Origin of the sequence: Mucilaginibacter gossypii, from assembly GCF_017569325.2 — a bacterium.
Classification (GTDB): Bacteria; Bacteroidota; Bacteroidia; order Sphingobacteriales; family Sphingobacteriaceae; genus Mucilaginibacter; species Mucilaginibacter gossypii.
Genome location: NZ_CP071878.2, coordinates 6358125 through 6383159, shown reverse-complemented (window position 1 = coordinate 6383159; position 25035 = coordinate 6358125). Strand labels below are relative to the sequence as shown.

General features: G+C 43.0%; 22 protein-coding genes. 14 read left to right on the top strand and 8 right to left on the bottom strand.

Annotated features, from left to right (window positions below):
- Positions 1–127: 127 nt before the first annotated feature.
- The 7 genes from J3L18_RS27365 (at position 128) to bshC (ending at position 6775) form a co-directional block, all read left to right on the top strand.
- Complete coding sequence (locus tag J3L18_RS27365) at positions 128–1270, top strand: NAD(P)/FAD-dependent oxidoreductase (RefSeq protein WP_129568979.1); 1143 nt, start codon at positions 128–130, stop codon at positions 1268–1270.
- A 418-nt stretch (positions 1271–1688) separates the two neighbouring features.
- A complete protein-coding gene (gene rpmB, locus J3L18_RS27360; protein ID WP_022830076.1) occupies positions 1689–1922 on the top strand; it encodes a 50S ribosomal protein L28 in 234 nt (77 codons plus the stop codon).
- An 82-nt stretch (positions 1923–2004) separates the two neighbouring features.
- A complete protein-coding gene (gene rpmG / locus J3L18_RS27355; RefSeq protein WP_022830075.1) occupies positions 2005–2187 on the top strand; it encodes a 50S ribosomal protein L33 in 183 nt (60 codons plus the stop codon).
- Between the two features lie 84 nt (positions 2188–2271).
- A complete protein-coding gene (locus J3L18_RS27350; protein ID WP_090532298.1) occupies positions 2272–2436 on the top strand; it encodes a DUF4295 domain-containing protein in 165 nt (54 codons plus the stop codon).
- Positions 2437–2621: 185 nt separating this feature from the next.
- On the top strand, positions 2622–3587 hold the full coding sequence (ftsY, locus tag J3L18_RS27345) for a signal recognition particle-docking protein FtsY (protein WP_129568978.1): 966 nt from the start codon (positions 2622–2624) through the stop codon (positions 3585–3587).
- A 101-nt stretch (positions 3588–3688) separates the two neighbouring features.
- On the top strand, positions 3689–5026 hold the full coding sequence (rimO, locus tag J3L18_RS27340) for a 30S ribosomal protein S12 methylthiotransferase RimO (RefSeq protein ID WP_129568977.1): 1338 nt from the start codon (positions 3689–3691) through the stop codon (positions 5024–5026).
- Between the two features lie 132 nt (positions 5027–5158).
- Complete coding sequence (gene bshC, locus J3L18_RS27335; protein WP_129568976.1) at positions 5159–6775, top strand: bacillithiol biosynthesis cysteine-adding enzyme BshC; 1617 nt, start codon at positions 5159–5161, stop codon at positions 6773–6775.
- Between the two features lie 189 nt (positions 6776–6964).
- Here the strand turns inward: bshC and J3L18_RS27330 are convergent, their stop codons facing one another.
- The 8 genes from J3L18_RS27330 to J3L18_RS27295 all read right to left on the bottom strand — a co-directional run bounded on the left by J3L18_RS27330 (position 6965) and on the right by J3L18_RS27295 (position 15138).
- The gene (locus J3L18_RS27330) at positions 6965–7672 is read right to left on the bottom strand and encodes a peptidoglycan DD-metalloendopeptidase family protein (protein WP_091167094.1); all 708 of its coding nucleotides are present in this window, start codon (positions 7670–7672) and stop codon (positions 6965–6967) included.
- A gap of 9 nt (positions 7673–7681) precedes the next feature.
- Positions 7682–8059 (bottom strand): 30S ribosome-binding factor RbfA, encoded by a 378-nt coding sequence (gene rbfA / locus J3L18_RS27325; RefSeq protein WP_090532309.1) that lies wholly within the window; start codon positions 8057–8059, stop codon positions 7682–7684.
- A 99-nt stretch (positions 8060–8158) separates the two neighbouring features.
- Positions 8159–8524, bottom strand: coding sequence for a hypothetical protein (locus tag J3L18_RS27320; protein WP_090532839.1), 366 nt, complete (start codon positions 8522–8524; stop codon positions 8159–8161).
- Between the two features lie 15 nt (positions 8525–8539).
- Positions 8540–9766 carry an FtsX-like permease family protein gene (locus J3L18_RS27315; RefSeq protein WP_129568975.1) on the bottom strand — a complete coding sequence of 409 codons (1227 nt, stop codon included), beginning with the start codon at positions 9764–9766 and terminating at the stop codon, positions 8540–8542.
- A 61-nt stretch (positions 9767–9827) separates the two neighbouring features.
- Positions 9828–10466 (bottom strand): MBL fold metallo-hydrolase, encoded by a 639-nt coding sequence (locus tag J3L18_RS27310; protein ID WP_129568974.1) that lies wholly within the window; start codon positions 10464–10466, stop codon positions 9828–9830.
- A 247-nt stretch (positions 10467–10713) separates the two neighbouring features.
- Positions 10714–11343: a SprT-like domain-containing protein gene (locus J3L18_RS27305; protein WP_090532317.1), complete on the bottom strand. Its 630-nt coding sequence runs from the start codon at positions 11341–11343 to the stop codon at positions 10714–10716.
- 182 nt (positions 11344–11525) lie between these two features.
- A complete protein-coding gene (locus tag J3L18_RS27300; RefSeq protein ID WP_189549171.1) occupies positions 11526–12743 on the bottom strand; it encodes a hypothetical protein in 1218 nt (405 codons plus the stop codon).
- The gene (locus tag J3L18_RS27295; protein ID WP_129568972.1) at positions 12736–15138 is read right to left on the bottom strand and encodes a DUF2339 domain-containing protein; all 2403 of its coding nucleotides are present in this window, start codon (positions 15136–15138) and stop codon (positions 12736–12738) included. Before J3L18_RS27295 ends, J3L18_RS27300 begins: the two co-directional genes overlap by 8 nt.
- Positions 15139–15292: 154 nt before the next feature.
- Here J3L18_RS27295 and J3L18_RS27290 point away from each other — a divergent pair, with 154 nt between their 5' ends.
- The 7 genes from J3L18_RS27290 to gnd all read left to right on the top strand — a co-directional run bounded on the left by J3L18_RS27290 (position 15293) and on the right by gnd (position 25013).
- Entirely contained in the window at positions 15293–17677 is a 2385-nt protein-coding gene (locus tag J3L18_RS27290; RefSeq protein ID WP_129568971.1) for an alpha-L-rhamnosidase-related protein, read from the top strand.
- Positions 17678–17919: 242 nt separating this feature from the next.
- Complete coding sequence (locus J3L18_RS27285) at positions 17920–18675, top strand: ROK family protein (RefSeq protein WP_090532325.1); 756 nt, start codon at positions 17920–17922, stop codon at positions 18673–18675.
- 38 nt (positions 18676–18713) lie between these two features.
- Positions 18714–20717, top strand: a complete 2004-nt coding sequence (gene tkt / locus J3L18_RS27280) for a transketolase (protein WP_129568970.1) — start codon at positions 18714–18716, stop codon at positions 20715–20717.
- Positions 20718–20798: 81 nt separating this feature from the next.
- Positions 20799–21506, top strand: a complete 708-nt coding sequence (rpiA, locus tag J3L18_RS27275) for a ribose 5-phosphate isomerase A (protein ID WP_091167076.1) — start codon at positions 20799–20801, stop codon at positions 21504–21506.
- A gap of 269 nt (positions 21507–21775) precedes the next feature.
- Positions 21776–22864, top strand: coding sequence for a transaldolase (tal, locus tag J3L18_RS27270; RefSeq protein ID WP_091167073.1), 1089 nt, complete (start codon positions 21776–21778; stop codon positions 22862–22864).
- A gap of 101 nt (positions 22865–22965) precedes the next feature.
- Complete coding sequence (locus J3L18_RS27265) at positions 22966–23592, top strand: HAD family hydrolase (protein ID WP_129568969.1); 627 nt, start codon at positions 22966–22968, stop codon at positions 23590–23592.
- On the top strand, positions 23589–25013 hold the full coding sequence (gnd, locus tag J3L18_RS27260; RefSeq protein ID WP_091167067.1) for an NADP-dependent phosphogluconate dehydrogenase: 1425 nt from the start codon (positions 23589–23591) through the stop codon (positions 25011–25013). Before J3L18_RS27265 ends, gnd begins: the two co-directional genes overlap by 4 nt.
- Positions 25014–25035: the final 22 nt, after the last annotated feature.

Below are 25035 nucleotides of genomic sequence, written 5' to 3'. Positions count from 1 at the left end.
AACTAAGTAGGTTGAAACCTTACAAACGTTACAGCGCTTGTTCAAAAACTATTCCGCTTTAAGCAAAAAATTTTAAAAGCATTAGGTTACCTCAAAGTTTTTGCTTCCCGAATAGCTATTTTTGAACATGTTGGAGCCATCATTTTCATACTGGGAGCGTACAGCCTTTACTGATAATGCCGATGTTATCATTATTGGCAGCGGACTTGTTGGCCTTAGCGCCGCCCTTCAGTTAAAAAAACAGCAACCAACCTTAAAAGTTTTAGTGTTGGAGCGCGGCTTCTTACCGTCAGGTGCCAGTACTAAAAACGCTGGTTTTGCCTGTTTTGGTACAGTTTCGGAACAAATTGAAGCAATAAATCATTCATCAGAAACAGAGGCCATGCACCTGGTAGCTTACAAGTGGAAAGGACTGCAACGTTTAAGGGAAAATTTGGGTGATGCCAACATCGATTATTATCAATATGGCGGGCATGAACTGTTTATGGATCATGAGGAAAGCCATGCATGTAATTCTATTGATCAAATAGACCACCTTAACAAATTAATACAACAAGCTATAGGCCAGGCCGACATTTATTCAGTAGCCGATGAAAAAATTGCAGGTTTTGGCTTCAATAAAGTGAAGCATATCATATACAACTCTTTTGAAGGGCAGATCCACACAGGCAAAATGATGCGTGCTCTTTTATATAAAGCATACCAACTTGGCGTATTGGTACTTAATAATTGTAGTATTTCCGTTATCGGGCAGGAAGATCAGCACATTAGGCTAAGTACCTCGCAAGGTATTTTTAAAGCGGGCAAAGTGATCCTGGCTACCAATGCCTTTGCAAGCCAGCTATATCCTCAGCTCGATGTAGTGCCCGGCCGCGGACAGGTAATGGTTACCAGGCCTGTTCCCGGGTTAAAACTTAAAGGCACTTATCATTTTAATCAGGGTTATTACTACTTCCGCAATATTGATGGGCGGGTATTGTTTGGCGGCGGCCGTAACCTCAATTATAAAGCGGAAGAAACCTGGGATTTTGGCCATACCGATGAAGTTAAACAGCAATTGATAAACTATCTGAACCAGGTGATCCTCCCCGGCCAAAATGTAGAGATTGATTATTGGTGGAGCGGCATCATGGGTTTCGGGCAGGAGATCAGCCCGATAGTAAAACAGGTGCAGCCTAATATTTTTTGCGCCGTGAGATGCAATGGCATGGGCGTTGCCATGGGGAGTTTGGTAGGTGAGGAAGTGGCAGAGTTGTTACTTAGTTCGTAAGTAATTGATTTTAAGAACTCGTAAATTGTGATTTAAAAACGACCTCTCCACCACCATATTGAGCCCATAGCGTACGGAATCCCTAAGCGGAGACAAGGCAGGAAGCCCGGGCCGAACCAGCGCGCTATAATCACTGATTAAAATTATTTGCCGATTTTGTGTGAACCCGATTTGATGAAACTAAAAGAATTCATCGAATTTATTTAGCATTCTGTTAATTGATCCAATTACAGGATCTGGGTTCAGACAACAGTAAGCACAGGTAAAAATAACCTGTTATTAGCTAAATAGATAAGCGCCTTGCACTGCTGTAAATCTTTTTTGAAAATTTTTCAAATCACTGTTGAATATTTGATTTAAAAGTCTGATATTTGCAAACTCTTTTTGGATAAAGGGTTGATAATTAAAAATATTTGTCATGTCAAGAATTTGTGATCTAACAGGAAAAGGATCTATCGTAGGTAACAACGTTTCAAACTCAAACGTTAAAACAAAACGCAGGTTTCATCCTAACTTGAAACTTAAAAAGTTTTATATTCCTGAAGAAGATAAATGGATTACCTTAAAGGTATCTACTTCTGCTGTAAAAACTATCAGCAAAAACGGTATTACCGCCTGCATCAATAAATTTGTTAAAAAAGGCTACATTTAGTAGTTGGCTTTCAAGTTTAGTAGTATAATAAAATTGAAAAATTACGTAAGCCGTGAGGTGACACGTACAACATAAAAAGAAAATGGCAAAAAAAGGCAATAGGGTTCAGGTGATTTTAGAGTGCACCGAACACAAAACAAGCGGTATGCCAGGCATGTCTCGCTATATCACCACTAAGAACAAAAAAAATACAACTGAAAGATTAGAGTTGAAAAAATTCAACCCTGTTTTGAGGAAAGTAACCGTTCACAAAGAGATTAAATAATTAGTTGACCGGATTGATTGGCTCATTAAGTTTTAATTTGATATAGCCAACTCAATTAATTCACTAAATCAATAATTAAACAACATGGCAAAGAAAGTAGTTGCAACGCTGAAAGTAGCAGGTAAAGGCAAAGAATATTCAAAAGTGATCACCATGAATAAATCACCTAAAACTGGTGCTTATTCATTCAAAGAGCAAATTGTCCCTAACGATTTAGTTAAGGATGCAATTGCAGGTAAAACTATATAATCACTCTTTGATTAAAATATTGAAGCCGTCTTGTTTTAACGAGAGGGCTTTTTTTGTTGAATGTTGTCTGAATCAGAATTTACAGAATTAATAAATTGACAGAATGCTGTTTGAATTAATATCTGATATTTCTGAAAACATATTTAAATTCAGAAAATTCTATAATTCTGAGAATTCTGATCACCATGGGATTATTTGATTTTTTTAAGAAAAAGGAAAACACGCAGCAGGAACAGCAGGCGCTTGATACCGGTTTGGAAAAAACCAAGGATAACTTTTTTTCAAAGATCACCAAAGCCATCGCCGGTAAATCAACCGTTGATGATGATGTGTTGGATGAGCTGGAAGAGATCCTGGTTACATCCGACGTTGGCGTAAGCACCACGCTCAAGATCATTGACAGGATCCAGGCCCGTGTTGCCCGCGATAAATACGTAAGCACCAACGAGCTGAACGCCCTGTTAAAAGATGAAATTCAGCAACTGCTTGCCGAAAACAACAGTAACGACTTCCGTAATTTTGAATATGGCGATCATAAGCCATACGTAATTATGGTAGTTGGCGTTAACGGCGTAGGTAAAACCACTACTATAGGCAAGCTGGCCCATAAACTAAAGCAGGCCGGCAACCAGGTTGTTTTAGGTGCCGCCGATACCTTTCGCGCAGCCGCGGTTGACCAGATTAAACTTTGGGGCGAACGTGTTGGTGTAAAAGTTGTTGCCCAGGCTATGGGTTCCGATCCGGCTTCGGTTGCTTATGATACCCTTCGTTCGGCTGTGGCCAATGGCGATGATGTGGCTATTATAGATACTGCCGGCCGTTTGCACAACAAAGTTGGCCTGATGAACGAGCTAACCAAAATCAAGAACGTGATGCAAAAGGTGATCCCCGGTGCTCCGCACGAGATACTGCTGGTACTGGACGCCTCAACCGGGCAAAACGCCATTGAGCAATGCAAGCAGTTTACCGAAGCTACCAACGTAAACGCGCTGGCGCTAACCAAATTGGATGGTACAGCTAAAGGTGGTGTGGTTATAGGAATATCAGATCAGTTTAAGATTCCGGTTAAATATATAGGTGTTGGCGAGGGAATGGATCACCTGCAGCTGTTTGACAGGCAGGCGTTTGTAGATAGCTTATTTAAGCAATAACAGCCCCACCCAACCCTCTCCGGTAGGGAGGGCTAAATGAACTTGAAAGCCTCCCCTACCGGGGGAGATTTAGAGGGGCTTCCCTCAATGATTAGTGTGTTATGAAGACAAAAGAAATTTCCCATCCATCAGTTAAACAGGCCAAACCCCGTGTAAACGTGGTTACGTTAGGTTGCTCAAAAAATATTTACGATTCGGAGATATTAATGGGCCAACTGAAGGGCAACCAGTTTGATGTGGTGCATGAGGCCGAGAAGGTAGGCAAAAATGATATTATAGTAATTAATACCTGTGGCTTTATTGATAATGCCAAGCAGGAGTCGATAGATACTATTCTGCAATACAGCGAACTTAAGGAGCAGGGCAAAGTAGGCAAGGTGATTGTTACCGGCTGCCTGAGCGAACGCTATAAACCCGAACTCGAAGCCGAGATCACCAATGTTGATGCCTACTTCGGCACTAATGACCTGCAAAATTTATTAGCTACTGTAGGCGCAAACTATAAACACGAGTTGATAGGCGAGCGTTTATTAACCACACCTTCGCACTTTGCTTATTTTAAAATTGCTGAAGGCTGTAACCGCCCATGTTCTTTTTGTGCTATCCCTTTGATGAGGGGTAAACACCTGAGCTCACCTATTGAACAACTGGTTGAGGATGCTAAGAAATTGGCTAAAAACGGAACAAAAGAACTCATCCTGATTGCACAGGATTTAACCTATTACGGTCTTGATCTTTATGGCAAACGTAACCTTGATGAGCTGCTTCGCCGTTTATCTGATGTGAACGGTATCGAATGGATCAGGCTGCAATACGCTTACCCTTCAGGTTTCCCGATGGAAATATTGGATGTGATGAACGAGCGTGAAAATATTTGCAAATACATGGATATGCCTTTGCAGCACATCACCGATAACATGCTGAAATCAATGCGCCGGGGCATCACCAAGCAAAAAACCATTGATATTGTGAACGAGATCCGCGATCGTGTACCGGGCATTGCTATGCGTACTACGTTAATCACCGGTTACCCGGGCGAAACCCAGCAGGATTTTGAAGAGATGGTACAATGGGTTGAGGATACCAGGTTTGACCGTTTGGGCTGTTTCACCTATTCGCACGAGGAAAAGACCCACGCCCATACTTTGGTTGATGATGTACCTGAAGAAGTAAAACAGGAGCGTGCCGATGCCATTATGGAAATCCAGCAGGGCATTTCTTTTGATAAAAACCAGGAAAAGATTGGCAATACTTATAAAGTGCTGATTGACAAAAAGGATGGTGGCTATTTTGTTGGCCGTACAGAATTTGATTCGCCCGAGGTTGATAACGAAGTTTTGATTGATGCCAGCATTGATTATGCTACCGTTGGCAGCTTTGTTAACGTAAAGATAGACAGCGCCGAAGACTTTGACCTTTATGGACAAATTGTAAAATAATGTTAATTTGCGGTCGGCTGTAAAGCGATTTGCGATTTATAATCTAATTTCGACATCAGCATTTAATTTTATTTGCTGATGTTTTGTTTTAGGCCAAATCCGAAATCGAACATCCCAAATCCGAAATGAAAAATGGACGCTTCCTGTATAAGTTATAAAGACACCGGTTTTTTTTCAAGCACAGTTGCCGAATATATCGACAATAAACCCGAACTACGGCCTTTTTATAGTTACCGCCCGGATATGCCCGGTTTTGCCGAGTTTTTGAAAAACAAAAAGGTAGTTGCTGATCGCGAAGTGCTGGTACGTGTTTTAACTAAGCAGTACGAGTGTTTAGGCAAAGAGCCGGGTAAATTATGTACTTATTCAACTGCTCTTACAGCCCAAAACCTGGAGCTGTTAAAACAGGATAATACCTTTACCATTACAACCGGCCACCAGTTGAATATCTTCGCCGGACCTCTATATTTCCTTTATAAAATTGCAACGGCCATTAAACTGGCGCAGCAGTTAAAAGCCGCCCATGCCGATAAAAATTTTGTGCCTGTTTACTGGATGGCCAGCGAAGACCACGACTTTGCCGAGATCAACTATACCAACATTGGCGGTAAAAAAGTACACTGGTGGTACGAGGCTTCGGGGGCAACCGGCCGTATCGACCCGGTGAGCATGCGCCAGGCACTTAACCAATACAAAGGCGTTTTAGGCATGGAAGGTCACGCTACTGACCTTGCCGAAATTGTTGAAACCGCCTATACCAAATTTGATAAACTTGCTGATGCTACCAGATATCTTGTTAATTCACTTTTCGGACAATATGGTTTAGTTATCATCGATGCCGATGACCATGAATTTAAAAAAGAGTTCGCGGCCATTATTGAGCAGGATATCATTGGTCAGCACAGTTTTAAAAACATTACCGAAACTAACCAAAAGCTGCATGAGCTTGGTGTACACATCCAGGTTAACCCACGCGAGATCAATTTCTTTTACCTGCAAGATCAGCTTCGCGAGCGGATAGTTTTCGAGAATGACAGCTACCAGGTGCTCAATACCGAAATCAGGTTTACTGAAGCTGAGCTAAAAAAGGAGATCGCCGAATATCCCGAACGCTTTAGCCCTAATGTAGTGATGCGCCCGCTTTACCAGGAATGTATTTTACCAAACATTGCCTACATCGGTGGTGGTGCAGAGGTAGTTTACTGGCTCGAGTTGAAATCCAATTTTGATCATTATAAAATTGATTTCCCTATCCTCATCCTTCGCAACTCGGCTTTGGTAATCAAAAAAGAACAGGCCGCCAAGGTTGAACGTATGAACCTTGAAGCTATAGACCTGTTTAAACAAAGCGATGCCTTGCAAACCTATTGGATCAAAAAGCACAGCGACCATAACCTGAGCATTGCTGAAGAATGGCGCGAAATGGAAAACCTTTTTGAGAAAATAAAACTCCGCGCATACAAAATCGATCCTACACTTTCACCATCAGCGGCGGCTGTACAGGCCCGCCTTAAAAAGGCCATGGATAACCTTGAAAAGAAGCTGATCCGTGCCGAAAAAAGAAATTACAGTGTACGCTTGGAGCAGCTGACCGCCGTTAAAGCCGAGCTCTTCCCGAAAGACAGCCTGCAGGAGCGTTCTGAAAACTTCGGCCTCATGTATGTAAAATGGGGGCAAACTTTTATTGATGAGCTTATCCGCCTGTTTGAACCGCTTGATTTTAAGTTTACGGTATTAACGGAAAAATGACTGTATCGTCCTAAAAAAAGTTTACAGTTTAAATGCTAAATCCTGTTATACGTTTACCCCCTTTTTAGCGCAAGTCTTGTGTGGGGATATAAGCGTGGATGACTTGTGCTTTTCCGAATGTATCGTCCTAAAAAGGTTTACCAGCCGCGGGGTTGTGAGGGAGACGCAATTATGCATCTCTACGGGGCGCTACCCTACATTCACCGCCTGCGGAAACTTCAATATCAAACCGGGGTCAGGTATATTCTTCTGCCAGATCTCTTTTTCTGAAAACTTAGCTACGCCGGGATAATCGCCCTGTTTACCTTCCATATCAAACATCAGCTGGAAATGCAAATGCGGTGGCCAATGGCCGTTTTCATCAGCATTGCCAATGGTTGCTATTTGGCTGTTTTTAGACACAGGCATATCTTTAAAAAGCCCTTTCAGGCTTTTGCGGCTTAAATGCCCATACAGGCTATAAAGTGTTAAGCCATCAAGGTCGTGTTGTAAAATAATGGTTGGGCCGTAATCGCCAATGGTATTATTATCCTGGTAACTGTGTACAATGCCATCAAGCGGGGCATATACCGGCGTTCCGGCATCGCTCCAGATATCGACGCCCAAATGCAGGCGCCGGGGCTCATCATCTGTGTCAAAATGACTGCTAAAAGCATAAATGGTACGGTGTTCCATATACCCGCCAATACCGTAACGGCAATTGTTGTCATGCAGCTTTTCGTTCACTAACTGGCTAAACATCCACGGCTTGTTAATAACCTCAGCCGTCAATTCCTTATTGGCGGCGGTAAGGTCAAAATGATAAAGGCGGTCATGATCTGCATCAAAATCAACCACTTTGCCAATGGCTTCGGGATGATTGTTAACGTAATTAGCAAACAGCGTGTGCCGGTCCATCAGTGGTTATTAGTTTTCTTCGGTATCGGGCTGGCGTTCCTCTTTGCTGATCTTATCAAAGATCTTGTCCATGCGTTCAACGTATTCGCTGGTGTCATCAACAAAAAACTCAAGCTGCGGAATGATCCTTACCTGGTCTTTGATGCGGGCGCCCAGTTTGTACCTGATTTCCGAAGCGTGCGATTTGATGGTATGCAAAGCGGTTTGCACATTAGGATTGCCCAAAAAGCTTAAAAATATACGGGCTATGGCCAAATCGGGCGTTACACGTACCTTGGTTATGGTTACCAGTGTATTAGGCAAATAATTCATGCCTTCGCGCTGAAAAATAGCTGCAAGGTCTTCCTGTATTACTCCGGCAAATTTTTGCTGACGTTTTGATTCCATGGGTTGTTAGTTACGCCGATAAGGCAGATGAGTGTTTAATGCTTAATGCAAAAGCCTAAGTTATTGTTTTAGGCTTTTATTAACAATGGCGGCAGGGGGTTAATTACATACGTCCTGCGGGATCTCTTTGGTTATTTTTACTACTTTTTTTACAACGAGGGTACTGTCATATTCAGACCCGCGGCCAACATCGCCCGATTTTGATTTGATTCCTTCAACTTCCACGTAAACCGGTTCGTAGGGTTTTTCGAAATTGAGTTGGGAATACTGAAGCTCCAACTGAGCCGAACTGTCAACAGCCCAAAACTCCTGGCCGCTATCGCAATCTTTAAATGATTTAATTTCGGGCCCCGCGCTGTACAAGCCTTTATAAAGCGTAACCCCGTCTTTTTTATGGGCATCATTATTACATGCGTAAACAGCAATAACAACAAGCAGCAAAACAAAAACTTTGATATACCTCATACCCATTTAACAAATTTACAAATCCTGTTTGATTTCATCCAATCCTTTAATACTTAAACGGGCGCTGATGCCGGCAGCTATTACCGAAATGCCGCCAACGGTTAGCAGTACCAGGCCAAAATCCTTAATTTTAAGGTCGATAGGATACGAGTCTAACACCGACATTTTGGCCCCCATTTTTATCCATCCGTAATGCTGCTGCAGCAGGCAAAAAATGGTGCCCAGCGTTATGCCGATAATACAGCCAATAGCGGTGATCATCATTCCCTCAAAAAAGAAAATCCCCTGGATCATATTTTTATTGGCGCCCAGCCCGCTTAAAATGGCTATGTCCTTGCGCTTATCAATAACCAGCATGGTTAACGAGCCAATGATATTAAATATTGCGATGATAAGCACAAAGGTAAGGATCATATAAACCGCCCAGCTTTCGTAATTAAGGGTTTTGTAAAGTTCGCTGTTTTGTTCCTTGCGGTTTTTTACCGTAAAATCATTCCCTATTTTATCCTGGATGTCTTTTTGCATGGCATCGATATTGGTGCCGCGCTTAAAATTAAGCTGTAGTGAAGAAACATTTACCGGCTGGTCAAGCAGGTCGCGGGCAAACTCAATGGGGGTTACAGCTATATCATCAAATTCCTGCTGTATGGCAAACACTCCTGATGGATTAATGCTGCGTACAACAAATTCATTTAAAGGATTGGCCGAATTTTCCGCACCGCGCCGCGGCGAATAGATCTGCATGGACGAAAGCTCGTCATGAACATTAATACCTAAGCTCCCCTGTATGGTAGCGCCAATTACAGCAAAATTTTGATCGCCGCTTTTAAGCGTGAATGAGCCGCTGGCTATAGTACTATCGAGCTGGCTGTTTTTCAAAAAATCATCGCTCACGCCCATTACCGTGCCTAAAAACGGTTTATCGCCATATTTAATCAGGGCTTTTTCCTGTAATACCTCGGTAAATGAAAATAAGCGGGCATCTTTATGCAGGGAGGCAAAATAAGGAGTGTTGGGATTAAAAGTTTTGCCCAGTTTGGCTTCTATCTTTATTTCGGGTGTAAAGTTGCTGTATAACGAAAGGATAACTTTTTCAAAACCATTGAACACCGAAAGAATGATAAGCAATGCCGCGCTGCCAATGAGCACCCCCAACATGGATATACCCGAAATAATATTGATAGCATGCATTTTTTTGCCCGAGAACAGGTAACGCTTTGCTATGTAAATGGAGGTGTTCAATTGTGTGGGAATTATGCGTTCAGGTTTGCTTATGCTCAGTAAAACGTTGCTATGATGTTAACTAAGTTAAAAACGGATTGTTTTGTTTTTCGTAGCCGATAGTTGTTTCGGGGCCGTGGCCGGGATAAACCGTAACATCATCGGGCAGGGTAAACAGCTTGGTTTCGATGTTATCAATCAGTTGGGTGAAGTTACCTCCCGGCAAATCCGTACGACCGATGCTTTGCCTGAACAGGACGTCGCCCCCTATCAGGATCTTAGCCTCTTTATCATAAAAACACAAGTGAGCAGGCGAATGGCCGGGTGCGAATATCAAGTGTAGCGTAGTATTGCCAAAATGGATGGTCCCGGTTTCGGGCAAAAATTCATCAGGCATAGGTGATACATCGTAACGGAAGCCCATAGATGGCGCATAAGCTACCACAGCAGCCAATACTTCCGACTCGCCAACGTGGAAACGGGGCTTAAGGCCATACTGTTCGAATACAAATTTATTGCCCAGCACATGATCGATATGGCAATGGGTGTTGAGCAGCATAACAGGCTTGAGGTTATTGTTTTTGATAAAGCCAACCACGGTGTTTTGCTCTGGTGCAGTATACATGCCCGGATCGATGATCACGCATTCGCCGGTTTCATCATACAAAATATAAGTGTTTTCCTGGTAAGGGTTATTTACAAATGATATAACTTTTGCCATGCGGTAAAAGTACGGAATAAATTGATTGGGTGTTGATAGATGAAAAAGAGGTGAGTGAATAACCGTCATTCTGTCCCATCAGGATCTCTCGTTAGAAGACCCTGTGTTCCCACTGTCAACCTTGATAATCTTATGAAAAAAGGCATACCTGCTTGGCAAAGGCATCAGGGTCCTCTACGAGAGACCCTGATGGAACGTGAATCGGGGATTGCTTCGTACCTACAGAAATGACGATTGTTATATAGTACTACGCCGCCGTAGCCCCTTCAATCAACTCCACCTCCGCTACCGGGCTAAACAAATAGATCCGCTTAGTAGCCACTTCGGTACATTTAAAGCGCTTACGCAGCTTTTCGTCTTTGCGGAACACCCTGCCGTCCTTTAGCTTAAATAATGCCTTAAGCGGGATCTTTTCTACCGTTAAAATTGCTTCGGATGTTTTGGGGGGATCATATTTGCGCAGCGAGCGGTACAGGTTCAAATCTGAGCAGCTTGACGCCGCCGGGTTATCCAGGTAGTTTACAATAGCCTTTTTAACATCTGCCGGGAAAATCTCTTTTTCAAAAAATGGCTGCATCATTTTTTTGAAATTGTTTTTCCATTCTGTTCCGTGGGGTTTGGCTTTTTGCTTATGCTCGTTCCAGGTATGCAGGTGTGCAAACTCGTGCACTGTAGTTACCAGGAAAGCGTAGGGGTTAAGGTCGTAATTAACCGAGATACGGTGACCTTTGCCGCCATAAGGTGAGCGGTAATCGCCAAATTTACTGTTACGGTTGCGCGAAATTTTAAATTCACACTTGAAGTAGTCAATCCACCGGGCAATGAGCGGGGCCGCTTCTGCCGGTAGATATTTCTCTAAAACTTTTACTTTATCCAATTTTTACCTCAATACAAATGTAAGGATTTGTGGTTGATAGTCCACAAACCATGGTCGATGGTTTGTAAAACTTTGATTTACTCTCTAAGCTTCTGCTGACGGTTATTTACTCTAAAGTATAAGTCTGCCGGGATGGGCAAGCCTCTACATCCAATCTCATCCTAAATTAAAGGGTGTAAATTTTATCTTTCCTCCTCTTTTTTCTTCACCTCCCTGGTCATCTTCAAAGTCAACAACAACAACAACCCTAACGAAACAATAATAGCTACCCAAATCAGTACGGTGTAATCTTTCCCGGCAGGTTTTACCGCCACTGCATAGCCGGTGTTTTTAACAACAGCCTCATGTTTAATAACCGGGGTGTTCCCTCCAATACTATCAGCAAAAAACTTAAGATCATATTCCGGTGCCTGAGCCAACGAATCACCGACCAGGAACCGGTAGCTTTGCTTAGCTTCAAGGTAGCTGATGAAATATTCGTCAGATTGAAACGCTTTGATCTCGCCGATGCTCAGCGGCTGATTATCGCCGTTGCTTATCTCTATTAACAGGTGGTTGGCTTTTGCTGCAATTAACAGATCAGTTGTTTTATCTGATGACAGTTCGGCTTCGCTCAAGAGCTCCCTGCCATTGTTTACAAACTGGTAAACGGTAACACTCCGTTTATAATACCTCGGCGCGCTGATATTGAGGTGCAACTTATTTACCTGGTAATTATCGTTCAGCTTAATGTCGATAAAGGTGGTTTTATTACTATCGGCACGGATGATGTTTAAAGGCGCAACAGGCGTGTAACTTTGCGCTGTTGATGCGTACTCTGTATAAATGCCGGCCTCCAAAAACTTAACCGGGTTTTTGTTTTTATCGTTTACCTGGATTTTTAAATAGCGATAGTTACTCGCCGGAAACGATAACGATTGCAGGTAGGTGCCTTCACTGTTTTGTACAGCTTCCTGCAAGGGGATCTCTTCCTGGATGGCAAACCACTGTTTCAGATCATCGCTGCCCAGCAGGTTCACTTTACGTTTTACGGCTGTGTTTTGCAGCCTGATCCAAAGGCGGTCGAGTACCAGTCCGGTTTTATTTTCTATGATAAAAACAGTACTGGTATCGGTTTTTGGCGTGTTGCTGATCTCCGGGAAAACAACAAAACTTTTCTGGCTTTTTTGCGGGAGACTACCGGCCTGGATGTAAGGCACAAAGTTGCCTTTCGCGTCTGCAATGCGAATGTCCGACAAATCGGGTTTAGCTTTCGCCACCAGTTGTGGTTGTAAGCCAATGCGGTAAAAACCGGTGCTGTCAATCTTGTGCAGCGCGGCTTTATATTTAAAATTTTTTTGTGCCGATGCCGGTAATATAGCCCCGCAAAGCAGCAGTGTTAAAAGTATTAGCTTATTCATTTTTTTTAGCTTCATCATCGGCAATGGATTTTTTAGCTGTTCGCTGGTACATAAATGCCACAATAAGCAATAGTACTCCCAAACAAAAGAAAGCAGCTATTTTACCCCAAACCGGGATGTTTTTAATATCGAACAAAAATAATTTTACTAAAGTAAGCGAGAACAATGTTAATGAGGCCACCCGCATTACCCGCAGCTTGTAACTCATACCCAACCACATCAACGCGAAGGATAGCAGTCCCCATAATACAGGCAAACCGGTTTTCACATACACGGTTTCTATTTGATCAATAGAGTTGGCCTTGCTGAAGAACATCAGGTTACTCATCAGGCTTACCTCAAAACTTAAAAACAATACGACACCCGCGCTTAATACCCAGGTAAACACTTTTTTCAGGCCTTCGTTCATGTTTTGCTGACATAAGCGGATCACTCTGTAAAACAGCAGACCGATAAACACAGCGCCAATCCAATGTGCCATAAAATGGCTGGTCGACGGCTTCTTAGTTTCGAGCATCAAATGTTGCAGCGAATAATATTGTGGCGTAAGCAACAGGTAAACAATCAGGCAGGCGAGTAATATCACAAACTTTGCGTCGCTGCTAAAATTGATAACCTGTATTTTGGGCGATAGCGTATAATAGATAAATATAAACACTGGCGTATAAACCATCGCATATAAAATATTAAGGTTGGTATCCGGATAGTGGTTCAGGAACTGGTGATTGATTTCCAGCAGACCGCTTAAAAATAAAAGCACAAGCGCGGCTACCCCGAAAAGCTGCCCGGTAAAAATATTGATATGCTCCAGCTTGGTTGCGTCCTTTTTAACCAATACCGAAAGTAAAAACGAACTCACAGCAGCGAAAAGTGTAGTGATGAAACCCTTATTGGCAATTATGGTCAAACTCAAACTGTAGTTACTATAAGTTTGGTATATGTCCATTAATAAGCTTAGCAGCATGGCTATCCATAAAAACACAGCTGTATATTTCATGAGCTGGATGCCCGAGCGCAGGTATAGCCAATAAAGCAACACCGTTTCTGAAGCCCAGAAAATGGTAATGTTATTGCCATGCAATTGAATAGGAGCAGCCAGCGAAATAAAGGTGAGTGTAATGCCGATAAGCAGGTACAATATATTGGTATCCACCTTACGATTGCGGAACAGGACGTATGAAAGCACCAGGTTTACCACAGCCAGGCAAATACAAAACAAGCCGCGGTATTGCTCATCATGCATCATGGTTAACAGGTACAGGCCGGTAGCAAAATATAACCCGGTATTAAGAAGCAAGATGCTGAAATCGGAAGCAATGAATTTTTTGTTTTCGCGTACGTTGTTGGCTATGTTGATAACAAAGTAAAGCGCGTAAAAAATGCTGGCATAAATAAAGCCGAAATGGTAGGTGGGAGGTGTAAGTGTATACAGCACCGTTGAAAAAACAATTACCGTAAACCCAAACGAAACAATGTTAAGCACCCGCCATGCTTTATAGTACGCAATGATGAGCAGCCCGGTATTTAATATCAGCAGATAAATAAACAAGCCGTTATAGTTGGCGCTGCCGTTACTTACCATAAACGGACTGGCAAACCCACCTACCAATGCAATTACGGCCAGTTCCTGCTTATCATATAATAAGGAAAGCAGCACCGCAAAAACGGTGATCACAATTAAAATGATGAACGCCGTGGTTTGGTTAAACAGGTGAAACTGCTGAAATGCCAATGTTATGGTAAAATAAAACACGGCCAATCCGCCGCCTACCAGCACCGAGCTAAAGGCCTTATAACTATTACGCAGCGCATGTGCAACAGCAATTAAAATACCACCGCAAACAATGCCTATACCCACGCGGCCTACTAAGCCTATCCAATCGTTATCAATAGCATATTTTACAAAGAAGCCAATGGCCAGCACCAGGATGGCTATGCCTATTTTATTGATGAGGTTTTCTCCGATGAATTTTTCCAGGTCGGGATGGCGCTCAAAGAAAGACGGCCTGGGCTGTAAAGGCTTCGCGGGTTCGAAATCGCGTGTTTTTATAGGGCGATTGATGATTGATAAGTTGTCTTCAATAACTTCGGGTTGCCTTTCAACTTTAGGAGGCGTGATAGGCTCTGGTTTTATCTCTGCCTCAACGGGCGGTTTTACTTTTTCAACAGGAGGTTGTGGTATAACAGGCGCAGGAGGCGAAACGCTTGCAGGTGCCCGTTCTTCTGCTTTTTTGACATCTTCAGCACCCGGCCGGGTTATCTTAAGCTGTTCAATAATACCTTTTAATTCAAATATTCTAAATTCAAGTTCTTTGATCTTATTGTTTAAACTGCCCTTGTGGTTCAGCATTATTATAATGATCACCACTAATAAAAAGACGGCTAATACATCCATAGTTTTAGGTTTGAAAAAAATAAAGATAACGGAATTATGAAATATTCCACTATCAGGCCTGCCCGCCAATAGGCATATTGCATATAAATTAAAGCTTTAATTGTAATTTAGCTGTACAAGGCAAATGCCGATCACCTATAAACCACCCTATTTCATGAAGACATCTTTTAAACGTTACTTTTTTTCGTGTTTTCTTTTTATTACAGCATCCACCTATGCGCAAACCATCAGTCCGGCGCTTTTAAAACACCAGTGGAAAGCATCGTGGATCACTGTTCCACAGGAATCATTAAAAGAATATGGCGTTTATTACTTCAGGAAAAGCATTGAACTTTCAGCTAAGCCTGCTTCTTTCGTCGTTCATGTATCGGCAGATAATCGTTATAAACTATACGTTAACCAAACTTTGGTTTCGTTAGGCCCCGCCCGCGGAGATACTTATTACTGGAATTATGAAACGGTTGATCTGGCGCCATATCTTCAGCCGGGCAAAAACCTCATTGCCGCTGTAGTTTGGAATGATGGCGATTATCGCCCCGAAGCACAGATCTCCTTACAAACAGGTTTCATTATGCAGGGCGATACGCCAAATGAAGAAATCATCAATACCAATAAAACATGGAAAGGCATCCGAGATAAATCATTTCAGCCTATCACCGGTATTGGCTGGCATCCTTATTATGTTGCCGGGCCGGGCGAGCGGGTAGATTTAAACCAATCTATAAAAGATTGGAACACGACCGGGCTTGATGACAGTAGCTGGAAAAATGCTATCCGTATTGACAACGGAAATCCAAAAGGCGTAACCAATGCCTTTGGCTGGATGCTGGTGCCATCGTCAATACCCGCCATGGAAATGACCCGTCAAAGGATCCCGGTTTTAAGAAAGGCGGATGGCATAACTATTCCTTCTTCATTCCCGGCAAGCAAAACTGTGGTCACTATCCCGGCTAATACTTCGGCTACCCTGATACTCGACCAAACGCATCTTACTAACGCGTTTTTAACACTCAATTTTAGCAAGGGAAAAAATGCAGGTATCGGCATTAGCTATACCGAATCGTTGTTTAAAGCGCTTACCGGCCCGGAGGGTACTGTTAAAGGCAACCGGAATGATGTTGATGGAAAAATCTTTGTCGGCCGGCGGGATAGTATCATCTCCGATGGAGCTACCGGTAACTCGTTCACTACTTTAACATGGCGCACATTCAGGTACATCGAAGTGAAAATAACCACCAAAGATGAACCATTAATTATCGATGATATTTACGGAACGTTTACCGGGTATCCGTTTAAAATGAATGCCAAACTGGAAACTTCGAACCCCGAAATGCAGCAAATACTGGATATTGGCTGGCGCACCGCCCGCCTTTGCGCCGGTGAAACCTATACCGACTGCCCATACTATGAACAGCTGCAATACGTTGGCGATACCCGCATCCAGGCGCTGGTATCTTTTTATAATAGCGGCGATGACCGCCTGGTGCGCAACGCCATCAACCAGATGGATCATTCCCGCCTGGCCGAAGGGATCACGCTAAGCCGTCACCCCTCGTTCTCGCCCCAAATTATTTCCACCTTTTCGCTTTGGTATATCGGCATGCTGCATGATTATTGGATGTACCGGCCCGATAGTTTATTTATTAAAGACAAGCTGCCCGGCATGCGCGATGTGCTCAATTTTTTCAGCAAGTATCAGCAAGCCGATGGCTCCTTAAAAGATACACCCTACTGGACATTTGTTGACTGGGTTAATGACAAAGGCTGGGATTTTGGCCAGGCCCCTAAAAGCGCCAAAGGCACTTCGGCTATATTAGATCTGCAGTTGATGTGGGCCTATCGGCAGGCCGCCGAAATAGAAGCAAAAATGGGAATGCCCGCGTTTGCTACAATGTACAAGGCCAAAGCAGCGCAATTAAAAACCGCTATCCAAAGTAAATACTGGGATTCTGGCAAAAAACTTTATGCAGATACCGAGGATAAGCAACTGTTTTCTCAGCATACCAATTCAATAGCAGTACTGGCCGGCATGGTAAATAACGCAGCTGCACATGATATCAGCCTAAAATTATTGAATGATACGACAATCACCCAATGCACCATCTACTTTAAATACTACCTGCACCAGGCTATGGTTAAAGGCGGCCTGGGTGATGATTATTTAAACTGGCTCAACATCTGGCGGGATAATATCAAAATGGGATTGACTACCTGGGCCGAAATCTCCGACCTTGACCATAACCGCTCCGATTGTCATGCCTGGGGTGCAAGTCCAAACATTGAATTTTACCGTACCATTTTAGGTGTGGATACGTATGCGCAGGGTTTCAGCAAAATAAAAATTGAGCCGCATTTGGGCCAGATCAGAAATATCAGCGGTGAAGTGCCCCACCCTAACGGAAAAGTTTATGCCAAATACGTGTTCGATAAAGGAAAATGGAGTATCAACATAGCGCTCCCCAAAAACACATCGGGCATTTTTGTGTGGAAAGGAAAAACTTTTACACTTAAAACAGGTAATAACAGTTTAAGCATTTGAAAAAAATAACCGGGGTATTTACATTTTACCTTAATTGCACTGATTTTGCCACGCATAAGTAAAATACTTTTAAATATTGACTCGTTAAATAAAAGCAACGCTAACTTTACCTTTGTTGCTTCAATGGGATAAATTGATTTTATCACATTATTTAACAATTTGATATTATTAAAATGTGATATTTATGCGCTGGGAACTAAGGTTTTCACCAAATTGCCAACCAGCTAAATAAATTACGCTAAATGAAAAAAACACCATCCCAATTAAGGGTTCTCTCAATCGATATCGGTGGATCACACATTAAAGCCACTATCCTGAATAAAAAAGGGGATTTAAAAATGGAGTACGACAAGATACCTACTCCCGCTCCTGCAAATCCCGAAAACGTTATAAAAGCTATCAACACCCTTGTGAAGGATTTTCCGGCATATGATAAAATATCGGTTGGTTTCCCGGGTTATGTAAAAAACGGGGTTGTTAAAACCGCGCCTAACCTTGGTACCGATTACTGGGCCGATGTTGATTTAAGCAAAAAACTGGAAAAAGCATTAGGCAAACCAACACAGGTGGTAAACGATGCCGATATGCAGGGGCTTGGCGTAGTTGCCGGGAAAGGCCTCGAAATGGTGATAACCCTGGGCACAGGTTTTGGTACTGCTTTGTTAATGGACGGTCATTTGTTGCCTCACTTTGAACTGGCGCACCTTCCGATAAAAGAAGGTATTACCTATGATAACTATATCGGCGAGAAGGCTTTGGAGAAAGAAGGCAAAGAGAAATGGAACAAACGCATGAAAAAGGTTTTCAAAATATTGAAAACTGTATTCAATTACGATACTTTATACATTGGCGGCGGCAATTCAGATGAGCTTACCTTTAAGCTCGACAAAAATATGAAGATAGTTACCAATGCCGATGGTATCAAAGGCGGCGCGAGGCTTTGGCTCAGTGAGGACGAAAGTAAAACCAAGCGCAAAATTGCAACACCTACCGAGTAAATTAAAAACTAACACTAACTACAATACCTGATAACAAAATGGAAAACCAACAAGACATAGAAAAATTGGCGATTGATACCGTAAGGGTATTGGCAGCCGATGCTGTGCAAAAAGCAAACTCAGGCCACCCCGGTACAGCTATGGCGCTGGCACCAATGGGCCACGTTTTATGGACAAAGTTTTTAAACTACAACCCTAAAAACCCCGATTGGGCAAACCGCGACAGGTTTATCCTTTCGGCAGGCCACGCTTGTATTTTACAGTACAACTTTTTGTATTTAATGGGCTATGATCTTTCATTAGATGATATCAAACAGTTTCGCCAGCTAAACAGCAAAACGGCCGGTCACCCTGAATATGGTTTGGCTCCGGGCATTGAAGTAACTACCGGTCCGCTGGGACAGGGCTTTGCCAATGCTGTGGGCTTTGCCATTGCTCAAAAACACCTGGCTGCCCGTTACAACAAACCTGGTTTTGAGCTGTTCAACTACAATATTTACACCATCTGCAGCGATGGCGACTTGATGGAGGGTGTAACATCAGAAGCGGCATCATTGGCAGGTCACCTGCAATTGGGTAACCTGATCTATTTATATGATGACAACCACATCTCTATTGAAGGCAGCACTGATATTGCTTTTAATGAAGATGTAAGCGCCCGTTTTCGCGCATACGGCTGGCACGTGCAGGACCTTACTGACGTAAACGATACCCACGCGCTTGAGCTGGCTTTGATCAATGCCAAAGCCGAAACTCAGAAACCGTCATTTATCCGCGTTCGCTCGCTGATTGCCTATGGTAGCCCTAATAAATCGGGCACTGCAGGTTCACATGGTTCGCCGCTTGGCGCCGACGAAATTAAACTGGTAAAACAATTCTTCGGTTTCGATCCTGAAAAATCATTCAACGTACCTGACGAGGTGCTGGATTACTATCACAAAAAAGGTGCACGCGGCGCTGCAGTTGAAGAAAAATGGAACAAATTATTTGCAGATTATAAAGCAAAATTTCCTGAGTTAGCCGCCGAATACGAAGCTGCCGCGAAAGGCGAACTACCTGCGGGCTGGAAAGATAAATTGCCGGTATTTAAAGGTTCCGACCCTAAAATGGCAACCCGCCAGGCATCAGGCAAAGTGTTGAACGCTATCGCGCCGGCATTGCCAAACCTTATTGGCGGTGCGGCCGACCTTGCCCCATCAACCGAAACTAACCTGAAAGAGTACGATTCGTTTACATCAGAAAACCGTGCAGGCCGCAACTTCCACTTCGGCATTCGTGAGCATGCTATGGGTTCTGCATTAAACGGTATGGCTTTAACCAAAGGTGTGTTGCCGTTTGGTGCTACCTTCCTGATGTTTTCTGAATATATGCGCCCGCCAATCCGCCTGGCTGCCATCATGAAAATAAACCCGATTTTTGTTTATACGCATGACAGTATCGGCTTGGGCGAGGATGGTACTACCCACCAGCCTATTGAGCAATTGGCTTCTTTACGTTCGATACCAAACTTAACAGTGATCCGCCCGGCTGATGCCAACGAAAGCGCGCATGCATGGCGTGTTGCCATCGAGAAAAAAGGCGGCCCAACTGTGCTGATCTTCACCCGCCAGGGCCTACCTATCCTTGACCAGGATAAATATGGCAAAGCCGAAAACCTGGAAAAAGGTGCTTATATCCTTTCAGAAGGCAGCAAAGGCCCGGATCTGATCCTGATCGCTACCGGATCTGAAGTAGCCTTAATTATGCAGGCACAGGAAAAACTGGAAACTGAAGGCATTTCAACCCGCGTGGTAAGTATGCCATCATGGGAATTGTTTGAAAAACAGGATGCGGCTTACAAAGAATCAGTATTCCCTAAAGCAAGTAAAAAACGTTTGGCGGTTGAAATGGCATCACCAATGGGCTGGCACAAATATATCACTGACGAAGGCGATATGCTGGGTATGACCACCTTTGGCGAATCAGCCCCAGCCGAAGATCTGTACAAACACTTCGGCTTTACTGTTGATAACGTTGTTAAAAAAGCAAAAGCTCTTTTATAGAGGCAAGAAATCAAGAGTCAGGAATCAAGATCTTTCTTCCTTCCTGGCTCTTGACTCTTGACTTCTTGATTCTGAACTAACATGAACTGGAACAGCAACCTGATAAATAACCTGGAGTGGGCCGATAAGATTATCAATATCGAAGGCAAACAAAAGGTAGCTGCCGAAATAGCGGCAAAAGTTAAGGATGGCGATATTATAGGTGTTGGCTCGGGTTCAACATCATACCTGGCTTTGGTGGCCATTGCCCAAAGGGTAAAAGATGAAAAGCTGAATGTAAAAGCTATCCCCACTTCTGTAGAGCTTTCTATGTTTTGCAGTAAACTGGGCCTGCCAATAACAACGCTGTATGAACATAAACCCGATTGGCTTTTTGACGGAGCTGATGAGGTTGACCCCGACAAAAGCCTGATCAAAGGGCGCGGCGGGGCTATGTTTAAAGAGAAGTTGCTCATCAGCTCAAGTGAAGTAAGTTATATTATAGTTGATGAGTCGAAAATGGTTGATAAATTAGGCTCGAAATTTCCGGTACCTATCGAGGTTTTTCCGCAGGCATTGCCTTATGTGGAAAAGGAGCTGAAAAGTTTAGGGGCCACCGAAATAGCTATCCGTCCGGCAAAAGGTAAGGATGGGCCAATAATTTCAGAAAATGGCAACCTTGTATTGGATTGCAAATTCGATGAAATTGGTAAAAGTTTTGAAAGGGATATTAAATCGATAACAGGGGTAATTGAAAGCGGGCTTTTTATCGGCTTTGATGTGAATATTATCATGGCCTCGAACAGTTAGATTTAGCCTTAAGTTCGACATCTTTAGTCCGAAATCTTAAAGAAAATTAGACTTTTGATTTGCTAATTCTAATTTAAGACTAAAAACCGGCATTTACTGCTAAAAACTGCAGACTTAACCCGGAAATATTAACAAAGTATGATATAAATCTTACAATTACTGACATTCTTATTAAGAACTTTACATAATAGACCGATTTGGTAGCAATTTTCACTACCTTCATCGCGCTTTTAACAACATAATTAACAAACACAAAAACAAACCCTATTATGGCAACTAATAACGTAGCACAGATACATGGTTTTGGTCAGAGTATCTGGCTTGATTTTATTGACCGTGAGATCATTTCTTCAGGAAAACTTAAACAATTAATTGACGTTGACGGCGTACGCGGCGTTACTTCAAACCCTGCAATTTTTGAAAAGGCTATCAGCAGCAGTTCTGATTACGATGCTGATATCGCTGCTCTTAAATCTGAAAGCGACAACGAAAAGCTGTTTTTTGAAATAGCTGTTAAAGATATCCAGGCTGCTGCCGACCTGTTTAAAGGTGTTTACGAAGAATCAAACAAAGTTGATGGTTACGTAAGCCTTGAAGTTTCTCCGTTCCTGGCTTTAGATACCGAAGGTACTGCTAAACAAGCAGAAGAACTTTGGAAAAAAGTTAACCGCGAAAACGTAATGATCAAAATCCCTGGTACTAAACCAGGTTTGGCTGCTATTCAGCAATCAATTGCAAAAGGTATCAATATCAATGTTACCCTGCTGTTTGGCTTAGAGCGTTATGAAGAAGTGACCGAAGCTTACATTGCAGGCCTGGAAGAGCATTTAGCTGCAGGTCATAAAATTGCCCACATTGCGTCAGTAGCCAGTTTCTTTCTGAGCCGTATTGATGTTGTTGTGGACCCGATCATTGAAGCAAAAGGCGAAAAAGAGCTGTATGGTGAGGTCGCAATCGCATCAGCTAAAAAAGCATACGAAATTTATAAAAGGGTATTCAGCAGTGAAAGGTGGAAAAAACTTGCCGAGCAAGGTGCACAACCACAGCGTTTATTATGGGCAAGTACAGGCAGCAAAAACCCTGCATTTAAAGATACCAAATATGTTGAGGCATTAATTGGCCCGGACACGGTTGATACCGTTCCTCTGGAAACTGTTGACGCTTTCCGTGATCACGGTGTTGCTGCCAACACTTTAGAAACCGGTTTAGATAAAGCTACCGAGATCTTAGCCAAACTACCTTCTTTAGGTATCGACCTTGCTGCTGTAACCCAGCAACTGGAAGACGAAGGTATCGAGAAATTCAACAAGCCATTTGAAAAGTTGTTGAACGCCATCGAAACACAAAAGAATAAGTAATAAGTTCGAAGTCTTAAGTCGAAAGTGATGAGTTCGAAGTCGGGGTAATTATTTTGACTTCGGACTTAATACTAAAGACTTACGACTAAAAAAATACATCTATGGAAGTTGCTGATCTAAAGATCCTTTTTTTTGACGTGGGCGGCATTTTGCTGTCGAACGGATGGGGGCATGAGGCGCGCGAAGAAGCGGCCAAACGTTTTAACCTTGATTACGACGAAGTTAACGCGCTGCATAATTTCATTTTTAACGTATATGAAATTGGTAGCATCACGCTCGACGAATACCTTGATACGGTGATATTTAACCACCCGCGGGATTTTGTACGCGAAGATTTTAAGGATTTCATCTATTCTACATCTGTGGAATTGCCTATGCTGCAATTCCTGAAAGATTGGAAAAAAGATTGCGGCTTCCGCATTATATCAGTGAACAACGAGGGTAAGGAGCTAAACGATTATAGGGTACGTAAGTTTAAGCTGCATGAGTGTTTTGATGCATTTGTATCATCATGCGAAGTAAAAATGCGTAAACCTGATCCGGGTATCTGGCAGTTAGCTATGGGTATAGCCCAGGTATCGCCTCAGCAATGCGTTTATTTCGACGACAGGAAAATGTTTGTCGATACCGCGCAAAAATTAGGCATCCGTTCTTTTCAGCACACCAGCCTCGAAAACACTAAGAAAATTTTAGAAACTCTTAAAAAAGAAAACCTCAAAACAACATGAGCGCAACAGAAAATAAATACGCCTTTGGTATGATAGGCCTGGGTGTTATGGGTCGCAGCCTGCTGCTGAACATGGCCGATCATGGCTTCGCGGTGGCCGGGCACGATAAAGATACCGGTAAAGTAGATTCATTGAACCAGGAAGCTGGTGACAGGGCCGCAAAGGGCTTTGCCGATGTTAAAGAATTTATACAGAGCCTTACCACACCAAGGGCTATCATGATGTTGGTGCCTGCCGGTAAAATTGTTGACGCTGTAATTGAGGAATTAACCCCGTTATTAGAAAAAGGCGATATACTGATTGATGGCGGTAACTCGCACTTTACTGATACAAACCGTCGTGTTGAGGAACTGGAGGCTAAAGGACTGCATTTCTTTGGCATGGGTGTATCAGGCGGTGAAGAAGGTGCCCGTCGTGGCCCAAGCATGATGCCGGGTGGCGATAAGGATGCTTATGCTGTCATGAAACCTATTTTTGAAGCCATTGCTGCTAAAGTTAACGGCGAACCTTGTGTTACTTACATTGGCCCTGGCGCATCAGGTCACTTTGTTAAAATGGTTCACAACGGCATCGAGTACGGTATCATGCAGGTAATTGCCGAAACTTATGAGATCCTTAAAAAAGGCTTAAAGTTAGGTAACGACGAAATTGGCGATCTGTTCACTAAATGGAACGAAGGCCGTTTACAGTCATTCCTGTTAGATATCACCAAAGATATTTTCAAATACAAAGCACCTGGAACCGATCATTTATTGTTAGATGATATTAAAGACGAAGCGAAAGCTAAAGGTACAGGTAAATGGACGTCGCAGGTGGCTATGGATTTGGTAACCCCAATCCCAACCATCGATACATCGGTATCTATGCGCGACCTGTCTAAATACAAATCACTGCGCGAAAAAGCTTCTGCCCTTTATAACGACCCTATCGAGCTTAAAGGAGATAAAGAAGAGTTACTGGTTGCTTTAGAGCAGGCTTTCTATTTTACCAGCATCCTTACTTATGCACAGGGTATGCACCTGCTTACCAAAGCATCTGAAGAGTATAAATATGACCTTCATTTGGGCGAAATTGCCAAGATCTGGAGAGGCGGCTGTATCATCCGTTCAGAATTTTTGAATGACATTTACAATGCTTACAATAAAGATCAGGCACTGCCTCACCTGTTGCTTGACAGTGATATCCAGGCATTGGTTGCCGGTACCTTACCAGGCATCAGGAAAGTATTATCGGCTACTATTGCTGCTGGTGTTGCTGCTCCCGGTTATGCTTCAGCATTGAGCTATTTTGATGCTTTCCGCAGCGAAAGAATGCCTTCAAACCTTACCCAGGCCCAGCGTGATTATTTTGGCGCGCACACTTATGAGCTGATTGGTAAAGAAGGCACCTTCCATACACAATGGGCTCCGGCAAACGACTAATTGACGCTATTAATTAAAACAA

What these genes read in the sequence shown, in the direction of transcription:
- J3L18_RS27365 (WP_129568979.1), top strand. Translation starts at nt 128, where the DNA reads ATGTTGGAGCCATCATTTTCATACTGGGAGCGTACAGCCTTTACTGAT.
- rpmB (WP_022830076.1), top strand. Translation starts at nt 1,689, where the DNA reads ATGTCAAGAATTTGTGATCTAACAGGAAAAGGATCTATCGTAGGTAAC.
- rpmG (WP_022830075.1), top strand. Translation starts at nt 2,005, where the DNA reads ATGGCAAAAAAAGGCAATAGGGTTCAGGTGATTTTAGAGTGCACCGAA.
- J3L18_RS27350 (WP_090532298.1), top strand. Translation starts at nt 2,272, where the DNA reads ATGGCAAAGAAAGTAGTTGCAACGCTGAAAGTAGCAGGTAAAGGCAAA.
- ftsY (WP_129568978.1), top strand. Translation starts at nt 2,622, where the DNA reads ATGGGATTATTTGATTTTTTTAAGAAAAAGGAAAACACGCAGCAGGAA.
- rimO (WP_129568977.1), top strand. Translation starts at nt 3,689, where the DNA reads ATGAAGACAAAAGAAATTTCCCATCCATCAGTTAAACAGGCCAAACCC.
- bshC (WP_129568976.1), top strand. Translation starts at nt 5,159, where the DNA reads ATGGACGCTTCCTGTATAAGTTATAAAGACACCGGTTTTTTTTCAAGC.
- J3L18_RS27330 (WP_091167094.1), bottom strand. Translation starts at nt 7,672, where the DNA reads ATGGACCGGCACACGCTGTTTGCTAATTACGTTAACAATCATCCCGAA.
- rbfA (WP_090532309.1), bottom strand. Translation starts at nt 8,059, where the DNA reads ATGGAATCAAAACGTCAGCAAAAATTTGCCGGAGTAATACAGGAAGAC.
- J3L18_RS27320 (WP_090532839.1), bottom strand. Translation starts at nt 8,524, where the DNA reads ATGAGGTATATCAAAGTTTTTGTTTTGCTGCTTGTTGTTATTGCTGTT.
- J3L18_RS27310 (WP_129568974.1), bottom strand. Translation starts at nt 10,466, where the DNA reads ATGGCAAAAGTTATATCATTTGTAAATAACCCTTACCAGGAAAACACT.
- J3L18_RS27300 (WP_189549171.1), bottom strand. Translation starts at nt 12,743, where the DNA reads ATGAATAAGCTAATACTTTTAACACTGCTGCTTTGCGGGGCTATATTA.
- J3L18_RS27295 (WP_129568972.1), bottom strand. Translation starts at nt 15,138, where the DNA reads ATGGATGTATTAGCCGTCTTTTTATTAGTGGTGATCATTATAATAATG.
- J3L18_RS27290 (WP_129568971.1), top strand. Translation starts at nt 15,293, where the DNA reads ATGAAGACATCTTTTAAACGTTACTTTTTTTCGTGTTTTCTTTTTATT.
- J3L18_RS27285 (WP_090532325.1), top strand. Translation starts at nt 17,920, where the DNA reads ATGAAAAAAACACCATCCCAATTAAGGGTTCTCTCAATCGATATCGGT.
- tkt (WP_129568970.1), top strand. Translation starts at nt 18,714, where the DNA reads ATGGAAAACCAACAAGACATAGAAAAATTGGCGATTGATACCGTAAGG.
- rpiA (WP_091167076.1), top strand. Translation starts at nt 20,799, where the DNA reads ATGAACTGGAACAGCAACCTGATAAATAACCTGGAGTGGGCCGATAAG.
- tal (WP_091167073.1), top strand. Translation starts at nt 21,776, where the DNA reads ATGGCAACTAATAACGTAGCACAGATACATGGTTTTGGTCAGAGTATC.
- J3L18_RS27265 (WP_129568969.1), top strand. Translation starts at nt 22,966, where the DNA reads ATGGAAGTTGCTGATCTAAAGATCCTTTTTTTTGACGTGGGCGGCATT.
- gnd (WP_091167067.1), top strand. Translation starts at nt 23,589, where the DNA reads ATGAGCGCAACAGAAAATAAATACGCCTTTGGTATGATAGGCCTGGGT.